This is a genomic window from Pseudalkalibacillus sp. SCS-8, from assembly GCF_040126055.1.
In the GTDB taxonomy this organism is placed as follows: Bacteria; Bacillota; Bacilli; order Bacillales; family Fictibacillaceae; genus Pseudalkalibacillus; species Pseudalkalibacillus nanhaiensis.
This window is the reverse complement of the sequence record NZ_CP143541.1, coordinates 3,341,646-3,364,756: the sequence shown is the minus strand read 5'-3', so window position 1 is coordinate 3,364,756 and position 23,111 is coordinate 3,341,646. Positions and strand designations below refer to the sequence as shown.

At 42.7% G+C, this 23,111-nt stretch carries 23 protein-coding genes and 1 pseudogene; 13 read left to right on the top strand and 11 right to left on the bottom strand.

The genetic code is table 11. The annotated features are described in order from the left end of the window. Nucleotides 1-5 precede the first annotated feature (5 nt). From V1497_RS17345 to V1497_RS17320, 6 genes and pseudogenes are all read left to right on the top strand, one after another. Nucleotides 6-947 (top strand): DUF2268 domain-containing putative Zn-dependent protease, encoded by a 942-nt coding sequence (locus V1497_RS17345; RefSeq protein ID WP_349408770.1) that lies wholly within the window; start codon nucleotides 6-8, stop codon nucleotides 945-947. Between the two features lie 99 nt (nucleotides 948-1,046). Continuing rightward, nucleotides 1,047-1,199: pseudogene (locus tag V1497_RS17340) on the top strand (IS1595 family transposase); the annotation flags it as partial. A 121-nt stretch (nucleotides 1,200-1,320) separates the two neighbouring features. Next, nucleotides 1,321-1,680 carry a DUF2750 domain-containing protein gene (locus V1497_RS17335; protein ID WP_349408769.1) on the top strand — a complete coding sequence of 120 codons (360 nt, stop codon included), beginning with the start codon at nucleotides 1,321-1,323 and terminating at the stop codon, nucleotides 1,678-1,680. A gap of 156 nt (nucleotides 1,681-1,836) precedes the next feature. Then, a complete protein-coding gene (locus V1497_RS17330; protein WP_349408768.1) occupies nucleotides 1,837-2,502 on the top strand; it encodes a hypothetical protein in 666 nt (221 codons plus the stop codon). 66 nt (nucleotides 2,503-2,568) lie between these two features. After that, nucleotides 2,569-2,850 (top strand): hypothetical protein, encoded by a 282-nt coding sequence (locus V1497_RS17325; protein ID WP_349408767.1) that lies wholly within the window; start codon nucleotides 2,569-2,571, stop codon nucleotides 2,848-2,850. A 123-nt stretch (nucleotides 2,851-2,973) separates the two neighbouring features. After that, nucleotides 2,974-3,411 carry an Imm26 family immunity protein gene (locus tag V1497_RS17320; RefSeq protein ID WP_349408766.1) on the top strand — a complete coding sequence of 146 codons (438 nt, stop codon included), beginning with the start codon at nucleotides 2,974-2,976 and terminating at the stop codon, nucleotides 3,409-3,411. Between the two features lie 141 nt (nucleotides 3,412-3,552). Here V1497_RS17320 and V1497_RS17315 read toward each other — a convergent pair whose 3' ends face one another. The 3 genes from V1497_RS17315 to V1497_RS17305 all read right to left on the bottom strand — a co-directional run bounded on the left by V1497_RS17315 (nucleotide 3,553) and on the right by V1497_RS17305 (nucleotide 6,725). Then, the gene (locus tag V1497_RS17315) at nucleotides 3,553-4,245 is read right to left on the bottom strand and encodes a flagellar motor protein MotB (RefSeq protein ID WP_349408765.1); all 693 of its coding nucleotides are present in this window, start codon (nucleotides 4,243-4,245) and stop codon (nucleotides 3,553-3,555) included. A gap of 5 nt (nucleotides 4,246-4,250) precedes the next feature. Next, nucleotides 4,251-5,822: a hypothetical protein gene (locus V1497_RS17310; protein WP_349408764.1), complete on the bottom strand. Its 1,572-nt coding sequence runs from the start codon at nucleotides 5,820-5,822 to the stop codon at nucleotides 4,251-4,253. A 732-nt stretch (nucleotides 5,823-6,554) separates the two neighbouring features. Then, entirely contained in the window at nucleotides 6,555-6,725 is a 171-nt protein-coding gene (locus V1497_RS17305; protein WP_349408763.1) for a Spo0E family sporulation regulatory protein-aspartic acid phosphatase, read from the bottom strand. Nucleotides 6,726-6,988: 263 nt separating this feature from the next. Between V1497_RS17305 and V1497_RS17300 the strand changes: the two genes are divergently transcribed. Beyond that, nucleotides 6,989-10,306 carry a 5'-nucleotidase C-terminal domain-containing protein gene (locus V1497_RS17300; RefSeq protein ID WP_349408762.1) on the top strand — a complete coding sequence of 1,106 codons (3,318 nt, stop codon included), beginning with the start codon at nucleotides 6,989-6,991 and terminating at the stop codon, nucleotides 10,304-10,306. Nucleotides 10,307-10,356: 50 nt separating this feature from the next. Here V1497_RS17300 and V1497_RS17295 read toward each other — a convergent pair whose 3' ends face one another. Further along, a complete protein-coding gene (locus tag V1497_RS17295) occupies nucleotides 10,357-10,629 on the bottom strand; it encodes a hypothetical protein (RefSeq protein WP_349408761.1) in 273 nt (90 codons plus the stop codon). A gap of 352 nt (nucleotides 10,630-10,981) precedes the next feature. Here V1497_RS17295 and V1497_RS17290 point away from each other — a divergent pair, with 352 nt between their 5' ends. Next, a complete protein-coding gene (locus tag V1497_RS17290; RefSeq protein WP_349408760.1) occupies nucleotides 10,982-12,430 on the top strand; it encodes a phospholipase D family protein in 1,449 nt (482 codons plus the stop codon). Nucleotides 12,431-12,492: 62 nt separating this feature from the next. Here V1497_RS17290 and V1497_RS17285 read toward each other — a convergent pair whose 3' ends face one another. After that, nucleotides 12,493-13,374, bottom strand: coding sequence for a YegS/Rv2252/BmrU family lipid kinase (locus V1497_RS17285; protein WP_349408759.1), 882 nt, complete (start codon nucleotides 13,372-13,374; stop codon nucleotides 12,493-12,495). Between the two features lie 408 nt (nucleotides 13,375-13,782). Between V1497_RS17285 and V1497_RS17280 the strand changes: the two genes are divergently transcribed. Further along, nucleotides 13,783-15,339 carry a M23 family metallopeptidase gene (locus tag V1497_RS17280; RefSeq protein ID WP_349408758.1) on the top strand — a complete coding sequence of 519 codons (1,557 nt, stop codon included), beginning with the start codon at nucleotides 13,783-13,785 and terminating at the stop codon, nucleotides 15,337-15,339. Between the two features lie 47 nt (nucleotides 15,340-15,386). Here the strand turns inward: V1497_RS17280 and V1497_RS17275 are convergent, their stop codons facing one another. Further along, a complete protein-coding gene (locus tag V1497_RS17275) occupies nucleotides 15,387-16,334 on the bottom strand; it encodes an LCP family protein (RefSeq protein ID WP_349408757.1) in 948 nt (315 codons plus the stop codon). Nucleotides 16,335-16,530: 196 nt separating this feature from the next. Here V1497_RS17275 and V1497_RS17270 point away from each other — a divergent pair, with 196 nt between their 5' ends. Both V1497_RS17270 and V1497_RS17265 read left to right on the top strand, forming a co-directional pair. After that, nucleotides 16,531-16,764, top strand: coding sequence for a hypothetical protein (locus tag V1497_RS17270; protein ID WP_349408756.1), 234 nt, complete (start codon nucleotides 16,531-16,533; stop codon nucleotides 16,762-16,764). Nucleotides 16,765-16,866: 102 nt separating this feature from the next. Then, nucleotides 16,867-17,613, top strand: coding sequence for a CBS domain-containing protein (locus V1497_RS17265; protein WP_349408755.1), 747 nt, complete (start codon nucleotides 16,867-16,869; stop codon nucleotides 17,611-17,613). A gap of 576 nt (nucleotides 17,614-18,189) precedes the next feature. On the opposite strand, the gene V1497_RS17260 is transcribed toward V1497_RS17265, so the two are convergent. The 3 genes from V1497_RS17260 to V1497_RS17250 all read right to left on the bottom strand — a co-directional run bounded on the left by V1497_RS17260 (nucleotide 18,190) and on the right by V1497_RS17250 (nucleotide 19,737). After that, nucleotides 18,190-18,657, bottom strand: a complete 468-nt coding sequence (locus V1497_RS17260) for an Imm26 family immunity protein (protein WP_349408754.1) — start codon at nucleotides 18,655-18,657, stop codon at nucleotides 18,190-18,192. 164 nt (nucleotides 18,658-18,821) lie between these two features. Next, nucleotides 18,822-19,373, bottom strand: a complete 552-nt coding sequence (locus V1497_RS17255) for a hypothetical protein (RefSeq protein ID WP_349408753.1) — start codon at nucleotides 19,371-19,373, stop codon at nucleotides 18,822-18,824. 37 nt (nucleotides 19,374-19,410) lie between these two features. Beyond that, a complete protein-coding gene (locus V1497_RS17250; protein WP_349408752.1) occupies nucleotides 19,411-19,737 on the bottom strand; it encodes a hypothetical protein in 327 nt (108 codons plus the stop codon). A 288-nt stretch (nucleotides 19,738-20,025) separates the two neighbouring features. Between V1497_RS17250 and V1497_RS17245 the strand changes: the two genes are divergently transcribed. Both V1497_RS17245 and panF read left to right on the top strand, forming a co-directional pair. Further along, nucleotides 20,026-20,250, top strand: coding sequence for a YhdT family protein (locus V1497_RS17245; RefSeq protein WP_349410866.1), 225 nt, complete (start codon nucleotides 20,026-20,028; stop codon nucleotides 20,248-20,250). Further along, the gene (gene panF / locus V1497_RS17240; RefSeq protein WP_349408751.1) at nucleotides 20,247-21,713 is read left to right on the top strand and encodes a sodium/pantothenate symporter; all 1,467 of its coding nucleotides are present in this window, start codon (nucleotides 20,247-20,249) and stop codon (nucleotides 21,711-21,713) included. The genes V1497_RS17245 and panF overlap by 4 nt, the downstream gene beginning before the upstream one ends. Before the next feature lie 161 nt (nucleotides 21,714-21,874). Here the strand turns inward: panF and V1497_RS17235 are convergent, their stop codons facing one another. Continuing rightward, a complete protein-coding gene (locus tag V1497_RS17235) occupies nucleotides 21,875-22,306 on the bottom strand; it encodes a DUF2935 domain-containing protein (RefSeq protein WP_349408750.1) in 432 nt (143 codons plus the stop codon). A 223-nt stretch (nucleotides 22,307-22,529) separates the two neighbouring features. Next, the gene (locus tag V1497_RS17230) at nucleotides 22,530-22,835 is read right to left on the bottom strand and encodes a hypothetical protein (protein WP_349408749.1); all 306 of its coding nucleotides are present in this window, start codon (nucleotides 22,833-22,835) and stop codon (nucleotides 22,530-22,532) included. Nucleotides 22,836-23,111 lie beyond the last annotated feature (276 nt).

The window sequence follows — 23,111 nt, the reverse complement described above, 5'->3', positions numbered from 1 at the left end:
TGTTATTGAATAAATTCAGAGCGTTCTTTTTAATTAGTATTGTGGTTTTAATCATTTCGAGTGCTTGCGAAAAAGCAGTATATAAACCTTCCTCTGAAGAAGAGAACATCATCTATTCTTTTGAAAATGAAAAAACAAACCAGAAATTCACCATCGTCCATGCATATAAATCTTACAACGAATATTTGACCAAATTAGCGGAAAAAGATGAGGATATTGATAAAGTTTATAAGGAACAAATCATTGAGCCTGTTTATGAACGTTGTTTTAAAGACGGTGAATACATACATATGGCAATGGATTTCATAACACAACCGCCGACTCAATTACATTCCTTAAAAGAATTGGTAAATAAAATCGATGAAGAAGAAACCAATACGTTAATAAGAGAAAGTCTCATCAAGTCTTCCAATTTACTAGAAGCAGAAGGTGAAACTACAGTATGTATTTTTCCTGTTCCGAACGTCAACTCAGTTCCTATGGTTACAGTAGGTACAGGGAAGATCATCGTTTTTTATAACCCAACGATAACAAACGACATCCTAAGGGCAGTAATGGCTCATGAGTATCATCACAGTTATTGGACAGAAAAACATTATGATGAAGGTCGTTCTTTCTCAGTTCTTGATAACCTGATTTTTGAAGGTAAAGCCGTCATGTTTGAAAAACAAGTTTATCCAGATATAACACATACGCCTATTTATCCTGAATATAATCACAAGTATTGGTCCCAGGTCGAATCTTATTTAGACACACATGATTTTACTCAGTCATTAACAATTCTTAGAGGAGGAAATCTTCTCCCTAGTCATTATGGCTATAGTGAAGGCTATAAGATGGTAGCCAACTATCTTGAACAACATCCGAATTTAAAACCTGAAGATTGGACAGCTTTGGATGCAAAGGAGATTTTCGAAAAAGGAGAATATGAGAAGAACTATGAATGACTAGAAGTTTTGCAGTTTCAATAAAAGCACCTTTAAGAGATGTTTTTATTTAAGTGTAAAGTTCATCATCCCTAATTCTCAATACTTGCATTGAAGGATGTCGTAACAAAGTATCTTATTCAGTACCCTTACTTGTTTAGTTGGTTAGAAATAGGAAAGAAAATGTCATATGAAAACCAAATTGAACAATTGCTTATATCTGCTTGTCAGAATTCCAAGGCTGTCACTGGGGATATGCTAAGAAATTACTAATTCCATTTTTATCAATTTTTCACAATTACTTATTCAACAAACTAGCAGTTTAGTTGAACAAGGGATTAATGTTTACAGTGCAGAATTATTTGATGTTTCTAATGTGAAAAGGAGATTAGTGATGGAGTTTGACTTGACTATAAATTCTAAAAGGCGATATGAAAACTTTATAAGAAGAGTGTCAGAAAGTAAGACGGTTTGGGGATTAAAGAGTGAAGAGGGATGGTGTGTGTGTGAATCGAATGAATATGAAGATACAGAGGTTATGCTTTTTTGGTCAGATGAAGCATATGCAAGGCAATGTGCAGTTGAAGAATGGTCGCATTACAAAACAACATCTTTACCTTTAGAAGAGTTTATGAATAGTTGGTTATACGGAATGAAAGAAGATGGTTTGTTAGTTGGGGTTAACTGGAATGCGAAGTTAATTGGGTTAGAAGTAGAACCTTATGACTTATTTAAAGAATTAGAAGAAGCTTAAAGAATAGTTTAGTCTTGTTGAACTAACGGGTCTACAATAGGGGGGCGTTGAACTGGGAATGGTAACGCCTCTTTTTTGCTTAATATTAATATTGTGCAGAGTAGTTGAAGAAGGAGAAGACTGATGGAAGTAGAACACTAATTTAGGTGATTAAATATGAAATTGAAACATTTCCTTTTATATTCGGAAAAAGACGAAGGTATTGCCGATGTTGAAAAGAATCTTTCATTCCAATCAAGATGTATTACTGCCCTTTACGAAGAGTGTTTCAATGAATTTTATACAGAATATATTAAGCAAATCAATGTCTTTTGTGTTAATGACTCCCCAAAGCCTACTTTAACAATTGTTGATGGTTTTTGTCATGTAGAGATTAATTATGATACGAATAACTTTTTTAAGCTAGACGACCAAGAGAAAAAAGAAGTAGTATTGGATATTTTGAAGCAAGGCATCAATAAAGTGGTTAAATTAAATAACTGGGAGAGTGCACCATTTGATGCTGCTTACCTCTGTGTGAAAGAGGCAAATTACCAAAATGAATATGTTTGGAAAAAACCAAAAAGTAGTCCGAATCGCAATTATAAAGCTGAAGTAAAAATTAATCACGATCTTTATTCGTGTGAAATTTACTTGGTGGTCAAGGATAAGTACGGACAAGAAATAGTAAACAAGCTGGTGTCATCAACTAAACCAGATGAGATTATCTTCAGTTATTTTCTAGGGGAATTGAAGTGGTTATCAAATTACGAGGTTGCTTTATTTAATAAACCCAAATCCAAATATGCTTCTGTTCACATAAATGAGGACGTATTCAAGTAAAGGGGGCATTTCTAAAGTTTTGTATAGATCAATTGACTCCACAATTTATAAAAAAGGGTTGTTAATATGAATGAGTTAATAGCTAAAAAAAAAGATTTAAACGAGCAGAGATATAAGTTACTTGGAAAAGGATTTGGTTGGTTTTTAGCTTTTGGATTGTTAGGAGTTGTGTCATCCTTTATTCCATTAGAAACTTTAATGGGAAAGATATTGTACTATTCCGTAATTGCACTAATTATTTATGTCTGGATTAGGTTCGCAATAATTTGTATTAAGACTTTTATTTTGACTGCAAAAGTGTTCAAAACTAATACCTCAATTTATAAAGCTAAAAGAAGAATTTCTTAGATATCTAATATTCTTCTGATTTTCCTTTAGGCTACGAAGAAAACACATTACCTTTAAGAGTTGAATTTGTTGGGGCAAGCGTAGAACTTATTATCAATATGTTCTAAGAATGTGGTAATTTTATTGACAAGAAAGAAACGTAAACGAATTAAAATTGGAGATGTATATGCGATACCTTTGCCAAATGGCAAATATGCTTTCGGTAGAATATTTAAAGATGCTGGCATAGGAATTTATAATTATATTGGAGATAATATTGAAGACATTCCAAAGGTCGAGGAGTATCAATTTATTGTTGGTGTATATGATTATGTACTAAAATCAGGAGATTGGGCAGTTGTTGGAAATCGTCCTTTTAAAAGTGATGATGAAGCATATCCTCCTCCTTCTTGTATCATTGATAGTATTTCAGGTGAATATTCCATATACCATAAAGGGGAAACTCGAAGTGCAACAAAATCGGAATGTGAAGGATTAGAAGTGGCGGCGGTTTGGGGAGATAATCACATCATTGATAGGATTATGGGCGATGATAAGTGGCACAGTGATGATAAAATTTAACTTTTTCCTTATTCCACAAACGGGGGCTTTTTGAAACAAGCACATATCGAAATAAATAAAAATTGGCGTACTCCAATGATTCATTGGGTACGCCATTTGTTTTTATTCAATAGCAACAATCTTTACGAAAAACAGCCTTTTTTAATACTCATTAACAATCCCCTTCAGCTTTTTTTGCCATTTTTCATCGTCAAGGATGATTTGGAAGGAGATCCGACGGTTCTTCTGTAGTGATTCCTTGGTTGCTCCTTCTGCAATCGGCTTGTATTCGGAATATCCTGTCGCGGCTACATACTGGGCGTATTTTGGTTGCTTGAACTTTGGATTGACCTCCTGCATGTACTTGACGACGGATACGGCGCGCTCGGTCGAAAGAGTCCAGTTGTCATACGGGACGGAATCGGTATGTCCCTCGATTAAGATGATGTAGAGATAGCGGCTCAGCTCCTGCTCGTCGATGATTTGCACGAGTGCATCGGCAAGCTGTGCGAGCACCTTTTTACCAGACGGACTGATTTCAGCACTGCCTGTATCAAACAGAATGTTTCCTTCGACTGAAATCGTATTGTTCGGTCCGCGGATGATTTTATCCTTCCCGACGTTTTCCTCGAGTCGTTTTTCAATCAAGTCTGAAATGTGCTGTTTCACATCCGCCACCTTTGCCAGTTCGTGCCGGACCTCTGTTTGTTCATAGGCGTTGTAGATGCTTTGGATGTAGGCGATAATCGCGATGAACAGCATGACGAGCACCATCATCGCCATCATATCGGTGAATGACGGCCAGAAGTATCCTTTGACACCTTCCTCTTCTTGGTTCCATCTTCTTCTACGCATCGGAGTCACCGTTGATTCGAGTCATGAATCGTAATCCGACGTGGCTGGTCGTAAGGATCTCGGTCATAGCGCGCGTTCGCGGATTGGACCGTCGCATCCAACAAACGCTGAAGCACATGATACACATCCCCAAAGTATTGATGCGTCTGCTTAAACTCACGCGAAAGGTTTTGGTAAACCGAATCAAGCGCACGGATCAGCTCGCGCATTTCCTGATCGCGACCGTTGTCGTGTCGTGACTGGCGTTCTCGTTCGAACATATGGCTCAGCTGGTCGATAAAATCCCGCTTGAACTGCTCGATTGTGGAGTACCACGCTTTTTCGAGGTGCTGGACCGAGGCGGCAAACGAATCGTTCGCCCGGCCGTACTGTTCGGTCTTATCCTGATACCGGTAAAACCATTCATCGTTTTGCTGCGCCATCCGCCTTTCAAAATCCTCTTGCTTCGTTTCATATTTTGAGAGCACCGATTCAACCCCGCCAACTAACGCGCGGCCGAGCTCCTCGGTTTTCTTTTGCGATTCCTCAATTAAACGGTCCGAATGCTTCATCACGTGCTCCATCCGCTTTTGCCCCTGATCGAGCTGCTCACTCGTCCGTTTGTATTGTTTTTCGAAGCCAGAAACGTGTTCGCCTAGCTTTGTAAGTCCCTTATCAACAGAGTGCTGGACGGACTCCAGCTTTGTGATCGTATCGGAAAAACGATCGCCGAACATGACGAGCACATCCGAGCTTTGTTTGAACTGCTCGGTATGATCGCGTTGTGCCGATAAAATTCCTTTCACATCCTCCATCGCTTCCTCAAGACCAGCGGTGAAGCCGACCATTTTTTCTCCGAAATCCCCGATGCTTTGCTGGAAGCTTTCCTGAACTTTGGTGACGAGCCGGTCGAGTAAACGCTCTAGAGAGTCCTTCGGCTTCTCGTTTTGCAGCTGCTCCTGAACGACGTGATCAAGAACATCCTCTGCTTCAGTGATGACCCGATCCTGCAAATAACCGAGCGACGTTCCTCCTGTTAAAAAACCCGATTGGATGAGCGAGAGGCAAAGCGAGCTCCCGATTCCGGCGATACTCGTGACAAAAGCGATACTCATGCCTTTGAACGGCTCAGAGATAGCGGTAACGATTTCTGTAACGGACAGGTTCGCACCACCAGGCTGATTGCCGATGCCAACGAGTGTATCCTGCATGGCCATAATCGCCATCGTTAGCCCGACGAATGTCCCGAGAACCCCGACGATGATCGCGAGCGAAGGGAGGCCGTGGATGAGACGGATGATGTTCCCTGTCGGTACCTGAAAAATGCCGAGCACCCGGATCGGCTGTTTCATCAAGTGTTTTTCCACGAGAACGGGACTGTTGACGTTCGCAACACCTGAAAGATGAAAGGTGCGATACTCCTCAATCGCGTCGTTCATCCACTTCGAACTTCGCCCAGCTTGCAGGCTAGCTGCATCAATATGAGAAAGCTCCTTCAGCCAATCCATCAACTTGAGGCGGGCTTGAATCGTTCCGATGAAACCGAAGAGCGTGATGAAGCCGATGATGCCAATGACAATGACTGTGACGTTTTCCAAGCTGCATTCCCCCTTGTCTACTCTCATTTTATGAAAGACAACCAGGGAACTTGCCCATTTTTCATCAAATCGGTGGGAGGAGGAGCTGGTTTCGTGCCCTCAAAACTGAGTTTCGCTGATTTTGGGTGAGGATAGAACCATTATCGTGACCTCAAAACTGAGTTTTGCTGTTTTTGGGTGAGGATAGAGCCATTATCGTGACCTCAAATCGGAGTTTTGCTAGTTTTGGGTGAGGATAGAACCATTATCGTGACCCCAAATTGGAGTTTTGCTAGTTTTTGGTGAGGATAGAGCCGTTATCGTGCCCCAAAATCGGAGTTTCGCTGTTTTTGGGGTGCGAAAAAGTCGTTATCGTGCCCCAAAATCGGAGTATTGCTGATTTTGGGGTGCGAAAGAGCCGTTATCGTGCCCCAAAATCGGAGTTTTGCTGATTTTGGGGTGCGAAAGAGCCGTTATCGTGCCCCAAAATCGGAGTTTTGCTGATTTTGGGGTGCGAAAGAACCGTTATCGTGCCCCAAAATCGGAGTTTTGCTGATTTTGGGGTGCGAAAGAACCGTTATCGTGCCCCAAAATCGGAGTTTTGCTGATTTTGGGGTGCGAAAGAACCGTTGTCGTGCCCCAAAATCGGAGTTTTACTGTTTTTGGTGTAGGATAGGGTCGTCTCCACCGACCACCACCCCAAAAATGAAAAAACTCATTGCCCATAAACGGCAATGAGTATTCCTATGTATACTAGTTTTTAACTTGTGCTTTTTGAATGATGTTGAGCTTTTCATCTAGCAGCTGGCTGATTTTCACAATGGCTGGATCCGAGAAATTATCAAGCTGTTTGCTCTGCTCGTACATCAATTTTTGCAGCATATAAACTTCATCCTTTATATCAAGTAAGCTAGATTTAGTCATGAAAACGAATCCTCCAAGGTCAGACATCTTATAGGGTGTAGACATTATTTTACAGGATTGTCCAATCAATGTAAATACAAATCTAGCTTTTTGGACCCATATATTCAAAGATTTGGTACGCAAAAGTAAGTAGCTTTTATAATACGTTCGTAGTAAGTATGGACGATTTTTCCAGAATTAACGAAGTTTTCATATGAACTTAACGAAAATCTAGTAAAGTTGAAATTGGAGTGTTTTTAAAAAATACATGGGGAGGAACTCTGATGCAACATCTACTTGCAAGAAAATGGACAACCTTGATGCTCGTTTTTGCAATGGTCGTAGCATTGCTGCCAGCTGGTTTGGCGCAGGCTGCAACGACGACGATTGAAGAAGCGAAAACGATGACTGGTCAAACGGTCACTGTTGAAGGCGTCGTAACAGCAGATTTCACAGGTAACAATCTATCAGCGTACATACAGGATGATACAGCAGGAATCAACGTTTATTCGAGAAACAAGGATTTAGCAGTTTTAGAGGAAGGCCAAAGAATCAGGGTCACGGGAACGATCAAGATCTATAGAGGTTTGACTGAAATCGAGCCGGGGTCGATCGAGATTTTATCCAGCGACAACCAATTGCCACCAGCTCAAGCTACGGAACTTGCAACGCTATACAATGACGAGGCTGAACCACTTGAAGGATCACTCGTAAAGGTGCGCGGGTTTATCCAGTCGATCCCTACTTCCAATGCAGGGAGCGGCTACAACATCTCGTTCATAGATGATAGTTTACAAGGATCCGTGCTTCGGGTCGATTATGCGACAGGAATTGATCTGTCACAGCTGAAGGAAGGTCACTGGTACGATGTGACAGCGGTGGTCGGCCAGTATTACGATTATCAGCTCATGCCACGTTCATTGGCAGATTTCGAGCTTGTCGATCCACAACCGGCAGCACCTAAGCCGAAAGAGTTTTATGATGCAGTTGTTGATCGAGTCGTAGACGGCGATACAGTCTATATTCAGGATTCTGTGCTTGGCACAACAAAAATCCGTATGCTTTCAATGGATACACCGGAAACGAATTACAATGGAAACACGCAAGGAGCGCACGCTGAAGCAGCGACAGAAGAGCTGAAGCGTCTTCTTCCAGCAGGTACTGCGATTACGTTAGAAGTCGGGGATCAGCCGACGGATTCCTACGGACGTTTGCTTGCTCATGTGAAAAAAGGAGAGCTGAACGTCAATATGGAGATGGTCCGTTTAGGTCGTGCGGTACCGTATTTTATTTATCCGAACATGAAGCATTTCGAGCATTACAATACCGCAGCGAAGGAAGCGATCGAAAACGGCCGTGGCATGTGGAATCCAGCGGATCCGATTGCTGAATTGCCTTATGAATTCCGTTTCAATTTAAGAGGCGGACCGGATAAGTTTGTCGGCAACTATTTTACAAAGGAATACGTTTCGCCTGAAAGATGGGAAGAGATTCCTGTTGAGGATCGTGTGTTCTTCTTTACAGAGCAAGAAGCAATGGACGCAGGTTATGTGAAAAACGACAGCCCAGCTAACGGAAACATCAAGGTCCAATTGCTCGGATTGAACGACCTTCACGGTAAAATTGATGTCACGAAGCGCTCTGGTGGCGAGGAGTATGGTCGTATCGATTACCTTGCGGCGCACTTGAAGCAGCGCGAGGCGACGAATCCGAACACGCTGACTGTCCACGCTGGTGATATGATTGGCGCAAGCTCACCTGTATCAGCACTTTTACAGGATGAACCGACGGTCGAGCTGATGGAGGATGTTGGCTTTGATGTCGGTGTAGTAGGAAATCATGAGTTCGATGAAGGTGTTGATGAACTTCTCCGTCTTATTAACGGCGAGAAGCATCCGAACGGGCTCGCAGACTATGATGGAATGGACTATCCATTGCTAGCCGCGAACGTTGAATACAAGGATAGCGGTGAATTGCTGCTTGAGCCGTATAAAATTTTTGAAATTGGCGGAACGAAGATTGGTTTCATCGGTGTCGTCACAGAGGATACGCCGAGCATGGTCATTCCGGATGGCATCAAGGACGTTGGTTTTACGGATGAAGCGGAAGCAGTGAACCGTTTCGTACCTGAGCTTCAAGCACAAGGTGTTGAAGCGATCGTGGTTCTTGCTCACGAACCAGTGAGTATGAAGGATGGGGTTGCAACAGGCGAGGCGGCAGATTTGGCGAACAAAATCAACGATGCAGTAGATGTGATTTTTGCCGGGCATAATCATATGAAAGTGAATGCGGTGGTCGACAACAAGCTGATCGTTCAGGCTTGGGAATACGGCATGGCCTTTTCCGATGTGGATCTCGAAATCGATCCAGTCACGAACGATATCGTAAAAAAATCCGCAGAAATCGTGGATGTTGTGCATAACGGAATTTCACCAGATGCTGAAATCACAGCAAAGTTGGATGAGTATTTAGAAATCGTCGGACCGAAGCTGAACGAGGTTATCGGAGAAGCAGCGTTCGCGATTGAAGGCGGGTATACCGATAAAGGTCTTGTCGGTGATAATGCACTCGGAAACCTTATTGCAGAAGGCATGCGGGCGGAAATGAACGCAGACTTCGCGTTGATGAACGGAGGCGGAATCCGTGATGACCTTGATGCAGGTGAGATTACTTGGGGTGAGCTGTACAACATTCAGCCGTTCGGAAACACGTTGGTGAAGATTGAGCTGACAGGAGATGACCTTCGGCAAGTGGTGAACACGCAGCTCAATCCGGAATATGGACCGGAAATGAGCATTGCCGGCTTCCGTTACACTTGGAATGAAGAGACGACCGAGGTTGTGAACTTATACCTACCTGATGGAACAATGGTAGAGCCTGAAGCGACGTACACGGTCGTCGTGAACAGTTATATGTATCCACATGGTAGAGACAAGTACCGCCTTTATGAATTGGGTGAAAATCCAGTTCAAGGACCGACTGATTTGGACGGGACGATCAACTTCATCAAGAGCTTCGGTGGTCCAGTTGAAATGTACCCGGATGGACGGATCAGCAGCGACTACCTTGCTCCAGTGACCGATGTAGTCAGTTCCGTTGACGAAGAAGATACGGTACGTTACATGGTTGAGGTGACAGACGGTGAAGGAGTCGGTGTTCTAAAAACAGAATACCGCATTAACAACGGAGAGTGGATGACGCTTGAAGGTGACACGCTGACGTTCACCGAGGAAGACTATGACAATGACGAGCGTTACCAGCTTGATATCCGTTCCGTTGATCAAAACTTCAACAAAGAAGACATCCAAACGTTCTACTTCGGCGAACCAGAGGATAAAGAAGAGGCGTTTGAAGAAGACATCGAGGAGCTCCATGAAATGATTGACGAAGCGGAAGAGGCTGGTTTATTCAAAAACCACGGTACCGCTCAATCCATACGTGCGAAAATCGATTCGATTCATAGTGAGGAAAAAACAAACAATCGTGAGAAAAAACTTGAGAAGCTCCAAGCCTGGATCAATAAAAAGAACGGCAAACACATCGAACCAACATTTGCGGAACAAATGGAAGAAGAAATTGAAGAAATGATTGAAGAGCTATAAGAAGAAAAACTCGCCTGGCAATGACGCCAGGCGAGTTTTTTTATGTTGGGTTATGCGCTCTGTGATGAACGTTTAGAAGTAAAGAATGGTAGAGCCAAAGCTGCTATAGCGAAAACGGCTGTAATCCCGCTAGCTGTGAAAAATGACTTTGTGTAATAAGGGATTTCGCTCGTCGGAACCCGATCATTCACCTCGAACATGAGGAAATGGATACCGATCCCATCTCCGTCAACAATCGTATTCTTCAGATCCACACCCTTCAGAAAAAGCAGAACCGCAAGACCACTCATAAGAAAAAATCCAACCACACTCCACATTTTCATATAAACACGCCCCCCCTCTCCTACCCATATTATACCAAAAACATTGGAGTGTCAGGCACCGATCGCGAAGTCAATGGTACCAAGGGATCCCGATCGGTGCCTGACACCTTCTCCAAATCCTTACATGGAGCGGCTTCATTTGAAGTGTCAGACACCAACTCAGAACCCTTGCAGGAGTAAGATCTGTTGGAAGTGCCTGACACCAACTCAGAACCGTTGCGCCAGTTAGCTTCCGTGAAAGTGCCTGACACCTGGCGACCGCGCACCAGGTGTCAGGCGGGTGGTTTTGGGGAATGAATAGGGAGAGTGGACGAGTGTAATTGTTCGATCAGAAAGTTGAGGGGGTCAGACATTGGCGAAATTGAATATAAAGAAGAAACATTACAAACACATCATCATTTGGTCGCTGGTCATCATCTACATTTCTACTATGGTCTATCACACATATAAGTCACTTCCAGCAGGCATTTCGTACGAAAGTGAAGTTTACAGGATGGATGATGTCCAGTTTTATCATGATCTTACATATCAGAAGGATGGAGAGCTGAAGAAAGAGCTGAACATCTTCGAGCGGATCAATGAAATCATCATGGATGCTGAAGAGTTCATTGTCATTGATATGTTCATGTTCAATGGCTACTATGACCGCAAGATCGATTTCCCTCCGATTAGTGAGAACCTGGAGGATACAATCATCAAAAAGAAAAAGCAAAATCCCGATATCAAAATTATCTTCATTTCAGATGAAATCAACACGGGCTATAATTCATACCCTTCCAAGCTTTTATCAAGGCTTGAGGAGAATGGGGTAGAGGTAGTCTATACAAATCTCAACCGTCTGCGAGACCCGACACCACTTTACTCAGGGATTTGGCGGATGTTTTTCCAATGGTTCGGCCAGGAGGGTGACGGGTGGATTATGAATCCTTTCGCCAGTGAAGCACCTGAGCTGACCGCCCGCTCTTACCTGAAGCTTTTAAACGTTAAGGCGAATCATCGTAAAATTGTCGCTACAGATAAAACAGCGCTCGTAAGCTCTGCCAATCCTCATGATGCATCCGGTTTTCATGGCAATGTCGCCTTCGAGGTGGAAGGGCCGATCATTCAAGAGATCCTTGATGCCGAGCAAGCGGTTTTGGCCATTTCGGAAAAAGGGGTTCAAATGCCGACATACGAACCGAAAAAGGATGCGGCACCAGAAAAAGGGCAATACAAAGTGCAATATTTTACGGAAGGAAAAGCGCACAAACATATCGTCGAAGCGATTGAAAAAACAAAGCCTGACCAGAAAATCCGCCTCGGGATGTTCTATATCGCCGACCGATCTGTCATCGAACCGCTTATAAAAGCTGCAAAACGAGGTGTCGATGTAAAAATCATCCTCGACCCGAACCAGACAGCATTCGGGAATAAAAAAACCGGTCTACCAAACATTCCAGTCGCGATGGAAATGGTGGAGGACTCTAAGGGAGCCATCGACATTCGCTGGTACAACACGACCATCCAGCAGTACCATACGAAAATGATGTATATAAAAGGGAAAAAGGAATCGACGATCATTGCCGGGTCAGCCAATTACACGAAACGAAATCTTGAAGCGTTCAATCTTGAAGCCGACCTTCAAATCCAGGGACCGAACGATTCCAAAGTCATGAAGGATGTGGATGCTTACTTCGAACGGCTGTGGAACAACGACGGAGGGGAGTATACCGTTGAGTACGGCAAATATGAAGATACCCTCACATACGTACAGCGCGCGGTTTATGCAGTTCAGAAATTCCTCCGACTGACAACCTATTAATCGTAAAAAAAGCTCACCCAGATTCACTCTGGGTGAGCTAATTATTTTAGGTAAACTTTGTGTTATGGGACGTAAATATCAAGATGTTTTGGAAGAATATCGATTTTCAACGGGAGCGGTTCTCCTTCATCGCCGTCGATGTTGGAATGTAAGTGTTCAGAAGATGAAATCTCGAGGCTCGACGTACTGATGTATTCCACATCGTCGTCATGGACATGTTCACCTCGTAAAAGCTCAGTCAAGATCTTGATGAATTTGTGAAGGGCGATATCATGGACGACAAGGCATTTCAGCTTTCCATCATCGACTTCTGCATCAGGAGCCAATTTTTCAAAACCACCGACAGAGTTGGTCAACGCCGCAAGGACGAGCAGCGCATCACCCTTCCACTCCCCATGATCATGCTTCAGATGAATATCATAGGCCTTCTTCGAACTAAGCGTCTTGATGCCTTCAAGCATATAGGCCAGCGGACCGAGCATCGTCTTTTGCTTCGGCGATACGCCATAAGTCGCTTCAGCAATCGCTCCGACGGCGATGATATTCATATAGTAATGGTCATTCACTTTCCCGATATCAACCGGACGCGTCTCACCATGTTCAATCAGCTTGATCGCTTCATCAAAATCCTGCGGGATCCCCAGAGCCCGAGCAAAATCATTCACTGTCCCCATCGGAATGATACCGAAATTCGGACAATGCTTCTGATCCGCAAGACCATTAACCGTCTCATTCAACGTCCCGTCTCCACCCATGGAAACAACGACGTCAAACGCCTCTTCACATGACGTGCGTGCAAACTTCGTCGCATCAAGCTCTTTTTCCGTCATCTTGACGATCACATCATAGCCCTTACGCTTAAGCATTTCCTCCACTTTATGCTGATTCTTCTCCGCTTCCTCCTTACCGGACGACGGATTCACAATAATCATCGCTTTCTTCAAAACAAACGCCCCCTCATATACCGAACTACACCATACACTACAACCCATACCCGAAACCCACCGAGAATAACCCTGGAAGTGTCAGGCACCGATAACGAAGCCAATGGTACCAAGGCACCCCGATCGGTGCCTGACACCATTTCCAAACCCTTGGCAGGAGCGGCTTCCCGGAAAGTGTCAGACACCAACTAAATTATGATGGGGTAATAAAGTACCGATAATGCAGCCTGCTTCTTTTGGAGTAGGCTTTTCTAATTATGAAGGGTAATTCGAACTACCTGTTTAGCTAAAATATGGAGGTATCTCAGTAATAGGTTAGAAGGTAGTGTTGTGCAAATAAATGGAAAGGGGAGAAAAAAATTGAAATTGTAAGCACAAGTATTCTTTTAACTTAAATGGAGGTAACGAATGAAAAAGCATTTACTCTTTGTGTTTGTGATGGGATTGTCGTTTCTTTTATTCAGTCCTGTCAACTCAGCTTCAGCTGCAAGTACAGTAACAATTAATCATGAATATTATACGTTTGACCAACCTAGCTTCACCTCGACAAAACTACATACTTTTAACAGCAATTATGAAAGCAAAACCGTTAACGTCAAGCAGCAACAAGGTGATTGGTTATTAATTGAGACAAGTTATGGGGATGAATGGTTTTACAATGGTGATTTATATATTGACCATGATTTTGTCACATATGAAGATTCTTCTTTCACCTCAAATATCTCAGATGAATTTAGTGGTGACAGAAGTGTAGAGGTAGTAGATCGAAAAGGTGACCACTGGTATCTTGTTTTTACCCATAAAGGGAACAAATGGGTTTACTATGATGCTGATCTAGGAAATCTAACAATCGATCATAATTTCTATACATTTGAAGGTCCGGGCTTCTCTTATGAGAAAGTGAAGGACGCACAAGGAACGGCTTATTATAACCCGTCCACTGTTAATGCAGTAGCTCAGACAGGGGATTGGTATCAGGTTATAACAGATAAGGGTAATAAGTGGTTCTATAATGGAGCTATGGAAATCGATCACAGCTTTACAGTTTATGATAACCCATCCTTTACTTCTAACGAAGGTGATACCTATACTCAAGGTGCCACAGGTGCAGGAGCGCTTCATGTTGTGGATCAGAGCGGAAACTGGTATTTTGTTCATACTAACAAAGGGAATAAGTGGGTTTATCATGATCCCAATCTCGGGACGATAACACCACCACACAACTTTTACATTTTCCATGGTCCATCCTTCAACTATAGCAAAGTAGAGGACTCGGGCGGTGGGTATGCATATTATAATGCCAATACCACTGTAGAAGCTGTTGCACAAAATGGAGATTGGTATCAAATTTATACAGATAAAGGGAATAAATGGTACTACGATGGAGAGCTCCATATTCCGCATAATTTTACAACCTATAAAGCTGCATCTTTATTATCAGAGAGTGTAGCAACGTTCGAATCAACGGATTTAAAGGTTATTGATAAGATCGGCTATTGGTATAAGGTTTATACGAATCAAGGTGAAGATTGGACATATTACGATGGGGAAACCGGTTTTAGTAAACCTCTTACAATCAGTGATTATACCGTAACATCCCGTTATGGCCCAAGATGGGGCAGCTTTCACCATGGAATTGACTTGGCTCGATCCGGCACAATTAACGTGGTAGCTGCAGCTGGAGGAACAGTAAGTAAATCCTATTACTCTAGTTCTTATGGTGAAGTGATCATCGTAAGACATAGTATCAAAGGGGAAGTCCACGAAACACTATACGCACATATGAGAAGCGGGACAAGGAAATTTTCAGTGGGTGACACCGTAAATGTTGGCGATGTATTAGGCTTAATGGGGAACACAGGTGAGGGTTCTACTGGACAACACCTGCACTTTGAAATCCATGATGGAACATGGAATAGCAGCAAATCAAACTCTGTAGATCCAGAGAATTATATCAATTTTTAGATGGCGATAATAAAAGCCCACCTTAATGGTGGGCTTTTTCGTTTGTATTAAGCCGCGTCATCCTCAACAGCGACGCTTGATTCAAGCTCCATATGCTCTTTCAGCTTGTCGCTGATTTCGTTACGTTCTTGGTCTGAAACAATGTAATAGTAGATATTGTTGATATATTGACCGTGTCCGCTGACCTCAAAGGTCTGCAGGTTTTTACGTGCGCTTTTGTAGTTCGCCTGAATATCCTTCATCTCATCGAACGTCAGGTTCGTCTTCACATTGTCACTGATTACACCGAGCACATCATCAAATTTCGTAATGGAGGATGCTCGTGCGCCTTTTTCAATGACGCCTTTAATCACTTCACGTTGGCGTGCGTTTCGTCCTAGATCACCCTTCGGATCTCCCTTTCTCATCCGAACGAAAGCGAGCGCTTCTTTACCAGTCTCAAGCTCAACTTCGCCTTTAGGGAAGGTATAACCATCATAGGAAAAACCGCGGCCGTTATTGACCGTGACACCACCAACAGCATCAACGATATCCTGGAAGGACTCCATGTTTACCTTGATATAATAGTTGATTGGAATATCCAAAAAGTTCTCGACGGTCTCGACAGCCATCTTCGTACCACCAAACGCATACGCATGGTTGATTTTATCATCGAAACCTTTCCCGACAATCAACGTACGGGAATCTCGTGGAATGTTGAACATATACATTGAATCTTTTTCAGGATTCACCGTCATGACGACCATCGTATCGGATCGCCCTCTATCATTTTTCCGTTCATCAACACCCATCAACAAGATAGAAATTGGCTCAGGGGCTTTTTTATCATCAACTTTTGGCTTTGGAACTGTTTTTTCACGTTCAGGATCAATCGGCTCGTGAATCGTATTTGCTGTCTCCTTGACCGAATCGTACAAATAAAACCCATAACCAGCAATCCCGACAACCGCGATACCAATGACAATCAGGAATGAAATCATTACTTTCTTTAACATAGAGACCCTCTCTTACTCTAGTAGATATTTTTTGAATCTAGATACGATTATACAGCAACTCCGTCCATATCCAAATACTAATTTTACCGAAAATAGGAAGAATCTCTTAATCTGTCCTATAAAAAATTTCGACAAAACGAAGATCCCGTTGTAACCAAACGGTGAAGCATTTCGTCTTTGGAACGGGGGTGTTTTTATGAAAAAAATCGTAATTATGATGGCCATGTCGATCCTAGCAATCAACTTGACAGCCTGCGCCGAACAGCCGGTACCCAAATGTGGTGACCAACAACAAACTGCAAAATGTGAAGAAAGAGAAGCCGCGCCACAATCGGAAAAAGAAGTGAAAGACGTCCGAGAATCTGATTGGCAGCAGCTTACAGTTTGGACGGAGATTGGAAAGATGCAAAGGTGGTCAAAATCACCTTAAGTGAGAAAATCCCGAACAACATAGTCATGTATGCAGACCTGAAAACATATGCCTATATTGGAAAAGGTTTGGTAGACTAATAAAGAGAGAAAGGGGGAGCCAATGAGCCAGATCCAAGTCAAAAGGAATACAGACCGAGCGGAACGGTTTGAAGTCGCATTCAACCAGATCCATCTCAAGCTGAAGGACCTTGCACCGAACTCACAAAACGATAATTTCACGTACCTATTACATAAAGTCAAAGACAAGCATACATCGATCCGATATCACTTTCCGGAATTGAGGCAGTTCGCAAAGCTTCGGAATGCGATCGTCCATGAAAAAGTCAAAGAGAGCTACTATATCGCGGATCCTCATCAGGATGTTGTCGATGAAATCGAGACCATCAGCAAAGCGTTACTCAGCCCGCCTCTTGGACTTTCCATAGCGTCGAGGGACGTTCTATCCTTCACAACCGATACCCATATAAAAGTCATCCTGAATGCCTTCGCTGAAAAAGGCTACTCGCAATTTCCAATCTATGAGAATGGTGTTTTCAAAGGCCTTTTAACGGAAGGCGGCATTGCAAAATGGTTTTCGACCCACGTCGCTGGTGATTTCATACCGGTTGGGGAGACGAGGGCTGCGGAAATTTTAAAAATCGAAAAACCACATAACGTGAGCTTCATCGCAAGGGACGCGACGATCTATGATGTGGAGGATCTGTTTGAGTCGTACTTCGACCGCAATCAAAAGCTTGAAGCCGCACTAGTCACTGAAAACGGAACGACCAACCAATCGCCAATCGGCATCATCACCACGTGGGACCTCGTCCAGATCGACCGAACGAAAATCACACTCATACCGTAAAAGACCGGGCTGCGCAGAGTATGCCGGTTCAGTTGTGAGGTGTAAAACGAAAAATCACAGACTAAATCACAAGGTATATCACAAAGAATGGGTTTATGATCCACAACAAAAAAGCTTAGAGGATGTCCTCTAAGCCTTTTCTATTCTAAAAGTTACTCCATTAACTGCCCCTTAACTGAAGATTAACAAGTAATTCAACCTTCACCACCCTTTGAGCCGTTTCTTTCTCTTAATATTTCTAACTCCATTTGTTTCTCTTTCTAACAATGTAATGTCATTTAGTTATTCTAGAATGCTACCTAATTCTTATGGATTAACCAATAAGAGGCGTACCCCTTCCTTGATTATCGCCACCTTAAATGGAATGCATTATTCTTTTTTAGTAGCTAGATATGTAATAAAAGTTAGGATTAAGAAAATACAGAATAGGAATATACCAGATAAATTATGATTATATATAAAAAATGCCTGAATCAATGGAACTTGATACAAGATAAGTACCATAACAATAATAAAAAGAATCAATAGAATAAACATTTTTATTACTGACTTGCCCCCGTTAGTTGAATATTAGTGTCAATATAAGAGCTTGTCTAAATAAGGATACCATTCCCCATTTCCGAATTTAGCCTTTACTGCATCCTCAACAATTTCAGGAGAAATAGAACTAAGGTTAGATAGACTTTTAACATCATTTTCTGTTGCACCTCGGATTATTTGTCCTCCTGCATCTAGCACAACATACCCATCTAAGGTTTCCGAGATATAATTTTTCAGAGCCAAGTTTTTAGGAGGTCTATCATTCCCGATTATTTGCCACTCTCCATCTTCCAACCTTGTATCGATTGTATTGAACATAAACAATATTGGTTGATTTTGAATTTTATTTAACATTTCATTTTCTTTATATATGCAATCAAAAATAATGAATACATCTGAAGTTGCTCCTTGTAATACAACTTGACCTATTGCCTTCAGTTCCTGATTAAAAGGTATTGTAAATATATCACCAATACTAACTTTAAATTTTTTTCTTCGAGCCATTCACAATTCCTCCATACAAAAAGCCTTATTCCATTGAACTGCCTATCAGTTAGATATTAAACAAATAGAGCATTAATCCTTTATTAGATCAACGCCCCCTATAACTGAATAACATTCAATCAATCATTAAACTGTTGATGGCTGTATTAATGGATTACTTGCAGTCATTTGTTTTCTTTTACAATCTCATCAACAAATTCCCATGCATCGTCTTTTGTCAATGATCCATCTAAGTGAAAGATCATTTGAAATGAACCGTTTTTCACGTTAAATGAACTAGACAAAATGTGATAGTTGTTCTGTTTCTTTTCATCGTATTCTACGGTTACTCCGCTGATTTCTTTTTCCCTTGAATTGCTCAAACTGTTTTTAAAATTACTAACGTACACATTTATGATAGACCTTCCTTCATATGGACCATAAAGAGTTTCTGACTGTTTGTCATCATAATGTGCTTTTTCACCTATTTCATCTGAATAAGAAATTATCACAACGTGGCGGTCCCCAATTGGTTCCCCAAGATTATTCTCTGGTGGATATTGCAAATTGATAAAATTTAGGCTATAGTCACCAACTTCTGGGAGCGAGACTTCCATCCCAATATGCTCTTTGATTTTCTTTTGAATATCATCTGTAATAACGGATTCGCTTTGATTTGTGCAAGCAATCAATATTAATAACATAAAAATCCCAAAATAGATTCTTAAATTTTTCATGAATACCCCCTCGTATTAAGGAATAGCCACCGTTTATTTAATAGGCTCTATGCTTTCTCTCTTTCGAAAAGTTAAATAATGCTATTAACAAACAAATCATACTAGATGCCCAAACAACTCCAGAAATACCTATCTGGAGTGAAATTTCTTCTGAAGCCATCGCATGATCATAGTCAAATGCAATAGCCTCTAATGCAAAATAGGCTGCGACAGAAAATAATAGCAAATGCAATAATGTCCAGATATATCCTGAACTTTTACTTTTATTTTTAACCCAAAGGAACACAGTAACTAAAATTGCAATTCCCATAACAATAGACAACCCACCAATTAACAAACCCATTACTTCCTGTTCTAATGGCATAAAATTACCCCTCCATATTAAATTTCTTATTCCTGATAACTGCCCGTTTCTAGAATAACTGTCATATTGTTTCATGCCTAAATTTTAACATATTTTTCTAGTGTCCTTTGATATATCATACGTAAACATTAACGTATACAAAGAGCATGCCGGTTTTTGCATTTCCCAACGTTTTGGTAGAATAGGACAAAACGAGTTCAATAGATTTGAGGGATACATGTGAACGTGAAAAAGCAACAAGGCTTTCGTGAGGATCCTCGTTTTCGGATCGCGAACCGGGAAGCCTTGATGGGCGTAGGACTCGCCGTCATCAACTTCATTTGGTGGTTTGGTTTTGCCTACGGCTTAGGGAACGAACGTCCAGAGGAATACACCTACATATTCGGCTTTCCAGCCTGGTTTTTCTACAGCTGCATTTTCGGCTTCGTCCTTTTTACCCTCTTTGTCATCGTAATGGTCAAGCTCTTTTTCGTGGAAGTCCCGTTTGATGATGGGGAGGGGGATGCAGAATGAATTGGGAAGTCATCCTCCCGTTATTCGGATTTTTAGCATTCGTATTCCTAATAGGAATCTATGCGTCGCGTCACATTCAAAAAGCACCAGACTTTCTGCAGGAATACTTTTTAGGAAGCCGCCAGCTGAACGGCTTCATTTTAGCGTTGACGATGGTCGCCACCTTCGGAAGTGCCAGCAGCTTCGTCGGAGGTCCGGGCGTCGCTTATAATCTCGGACTTGGATGGGTGCTGCTCGCCATGTCCCAGCTCGTTACGGGTTATTTTACGTTAGCCTTGTTAGGGAAAAAGTTCGCGATTGTTGCTCGAAAAATCAACGCCGTCACGCTGATCGATTTCTTAAAAGCCCGCTATCAAAGCAAGTGGGTTGTATTACTGTCCGCACTCAGCATCGTCATCTTCCTGTTCAGTGCGATGGCCGCTCAGTGGGTCGGGGGAGCTCGATTGATCGAGTCGTTCACCGGGTTGTCCTATACGACCGCGCTGTTTATCTTTGCTGCCTCGGTCCTCGTGTACGTCGTAATTGGCGGATTCCGGGCAGTCGCGATCACCGACAGCCTGCAAGGCATCGTCATGTTCATCGGGACGCTTCTGCTGCTGATCGGAACCGTTGTTGCAGGTGGCGGTTTATCGAACATCATGAACGAGTTGGTCGCTGAAAACCCGAACCTCGTCTCACCATATGGGGCCGACCGTTCGTTAACACCGTTGTTCGTCTCCTCCTTCTGGATTCTGGTCGGGGTAGGGGTAGTCGGTCTCCCGCAGGTTTCGGTCCGAGCAATGTCTTACCGGGATTCAAAAGCGATGCACAAAGCGATGATCATCGGAACGATCGTCGTTGGATTCATCATGCTTGGCATGCACTTGATCGGGGTGTTTGCACGCGTTGTCGTGCCTGGAGTTGAAGTGGGTGACAAGGTCATGCCACTTGTCGCGCTTGAAGTGCTACCGGCATGGCTCGCAGGAATCGTTCTCGCAGCTCCGATGGCTGCTGTCATGTCGACCGTCGACTCTCTGTTGTTGCTGGTTAGCTCAGCCGTAATCAAGGACGTGTACGTCAATTATGTCAGGCCAACCGCCTCTCAGCGCCAGGTGAAAACGCTCAGTATCTCGGTGACTGCCGCAATCGGAATCTTCGTGTTCCTGATGGCCGTCGATCCACCGGACCTGTTGATTTGGCTGAACCTGTTCGCCTTCGGTGGACTGGAAGCCGCCTTCATCTGGCCAGTCATAATGGGGCTTTATTGGAAAAAAGGAAACGCCTACGGCGCGTTCACCTCGATGTTCGTCGGGGTCGGCTCGTACATGCTGATTCACCTGAACGCACCGAACCTGTTCGGTATGCATACTGTCGTCGTTCCAATCGTGCTCTCGTTTGTAGGTTACGTCGTCGCAAGCCTCCTAACCCAACAAAAGCACCCAGCTCAACACCAACAAATCATCCAAAAATTCTGGGGCGTTTAATGCGTCGGTGTCAGGCACCGAAAATCAACCCTACAGCCCCAACGGTTTTGAAAAGTGTCAGGCACTGTTCAGGAGCCCTTGTCCACGACGGGGTTCCAAACAGTGCCTGACACTTCTTTAATGCTTTAAAGTTGACGTCTCATAAAAGGGGATTTCACGCTTTAAAGGTGGTTTTGATAGAGGACGGTCTGAGCAACCCCGATGAAGTATTCAGACTCACGGATAATATGCTTCATCACAACGGCGGCTGTTTTGTTATCCCGAATCGCACTGCTATCTTCAATGAGCATTGCACAAAAATAGATAAACTTCTGACTTTGATCGAGGCAATAATGGATCAGCTGGATAAGATCCTTATAAAGAGCTTGGCTCGGAGTACCGTTCGTACGGACGGCTGTTTCCATAAACCGGACGACCCTGTGATGCGTCTCTGTGAATGCTTTCTCCCATTCTTTCAAATCAAGCACATATTTGGGCTCAAGATCCTGAACGAGCTCACGAATCACTACTGTATGTTCTTCCTCTTGTTCCTTCCAGAATTCACACTCATCCAACACCCTCAAAGGCATCTGACTGCCGTAGTAATATTGCATCCTCCATCATCCCTCCATCCCGTTCTAATCATCAGCATATTAAAGAGCTTGGACCATTAGAACCATGAAATGAATAGATGGATAATTGTAGGATGGTTGTCCTTCAAACAAACGTTCAATTGATTTATAAAACTTTGTAAGGACAAGGGTTTTAACCGCTTAATCAAACGTTTGTTTGATGAAATGCGAAGATTGTCGTGGATCTTTCTTCCACCAATTCCACCTACGTCACAGTAAACAAAGCAATGATCATCGCATGCATAGATGCATGAATGAAAATGACGAACAACTCAGCGAACAAGAAGTTGCGGAGCAAGTGATCACGTTTCCTTATAAAAAAGTAGTAAGCTGCGAGCAGAATATTAGGAACCGACGCGACCAACAACGTTTGGGGAATGATCCAATACAAATTCGCAAGAATTTCTTGATTACTCGTCGCCTGACTCATCAGCACAATCGTGCCAAACACAATTCCAGGATGGTAAAAAAACAATAAGACCGAATTCATCAACAAGAATTTTTTTAACATGATTCTTCCCTTCCCAAAAGAAGATATGATTCCTATACCTTACTCAACCCGCCCGTAATCTGTGACCAGAATCCATTACTTAGTGTCAGGCACCGAAAATGAACCCTTATGTACCAATAGATATGAAAAGTGTCAGACACCGATTGAGAACTGTTGCGGCGCAACGGTTCCTTTCGGTGCCTGACACCTCCATAAAATCATTTGTAAAAATTACTATATTTCTATTAAGAATGTCACATACCCGACCGATAGTAACAGTGGTATAAATTTACCATA

Bases quoted from the DNA above. Each gene is read 5' to 3' on its own strand.
- V1497_RS17335 (WP_349408769.1), top strand. From the start codon at position 1,321: ATGGAGTTTGACTTGACTATAAATTCTAAAAGGCGATATGAAAACTTT.
- V1497_RS17330 (WP_349408768.1), top strand. From the start codon at position 1,837: ATGAAATTGAAACATTTCCTTTTATATTCGGAAAAAGACGAAGGTATT.
- V1497_RS17325 (WP_349408767.1), top strand. From the start codon at position 2,569: ATGAATGAGTTAATAGCTAAAAAAAAAGATTTAAACGAGCAGAGATAT.
- V1497_RS17315 (WP_349408765.1), bottom strand. From the start codon at position 4,245: ATGCGTAGAAGAAGATGGAACCAAGAAGAGGAAGGTGTCAAAGGATAC.
- V1497_RS17305 (WP_349408763.1), bottom strand. From the start codon at position 6,725: ATGACTAAATCTAGCTTACTTGATATAAAGGATGAAGTTTATATGCTG.
- V1497_RS17300 (WP_349408762.1), top strand. From the start codon at position 6,989: ATGCAACATCTACTTGCAAGAAAATGGACAACCTTGATGCTCGTTTTT.
- V1497_RS17295 (WP_349408761.1), bottom strand. From the start codon at position 10,629: ATGAAAATGTGGAGTGTGGTTGGATTTTTTCTTATGAGTGGTCTTGCG.
- V1497_RS17280 (WP_349408758.1), top strand. From the start codon at position 13,783: ATGAAAAAGCATTTACTCTTTGTGTTTGTGATGGGATTGTCGTTTCTT.
- V1497_RS17275 (WP_349408757.1), bottom strand. From the start codon at position 16,334: ATGTTAAAGAAAGTAATGATTTCATTCCTGATTGTCATTGGTATCGCG.
- V1497_RS17270 (WP_349408756.1), top strand. From the start codon at position 16,531: ATGAAAAAAATCGTAATTATGATGGCCATGTCGATCCTAGCAATCAAC.
- V1497_RS17265 (WP_349408755.1), top strand. From the start codon at position 16,867: ATGAGCCAGATCCAAGTCAAAAGGAATACAGACCGAGCGGAACGGTTT.
- V1497_RS17260 (WP_349408754.1), bottom strand. From the start codon at position 18,657: ATGGCTCGAAGAAAAAAATTTAAAGTTAGTATTGGTGATATATTTACA.
- V1497_RS17255 (WP_349408753.1), bottom strand. From the start codon at position 19,373: ATGAAAAATTTAAGAATCTATTTTGGGATTTTTATGTTATTAATATTG.
- V1497_RS17250 (WP_349408752.1), bottom strand. From the start codon at position 19,737: ATGCCATTAGAACAGGAAGTAATGGGTTTGTTAATTGGTGGGTTGTCT.
- V1497_RS17245 (WP_349410866.1), top strand. From the start codon at position 20,026: ATGGGCGTAGGACTCGCCGTCATCAACTTCATTTGGTGGTTTGGTTTT.
- panF (WP_349408751.1), top strand. From the start codon at position 20,247: ATGAATTGGGAAGTCATCCTCCCGTTATTCGGATTTTTAGCATTCGTA.
- V1497_RS17235 (WP_349408750.1), bottom strand. From the start codon at position 22,306: ATGCAATATTACTACGGCAGTCAGATGCCTTTGAGGGTGTTGGATGAG.
- V1497_RS17230 (WP_349408749.1), bottom strand. From the start codon at position 22,835: ATGTTAAAAAAATTCTTGTTGATGAATTCGGTCTTATTGTTTTTTTAC.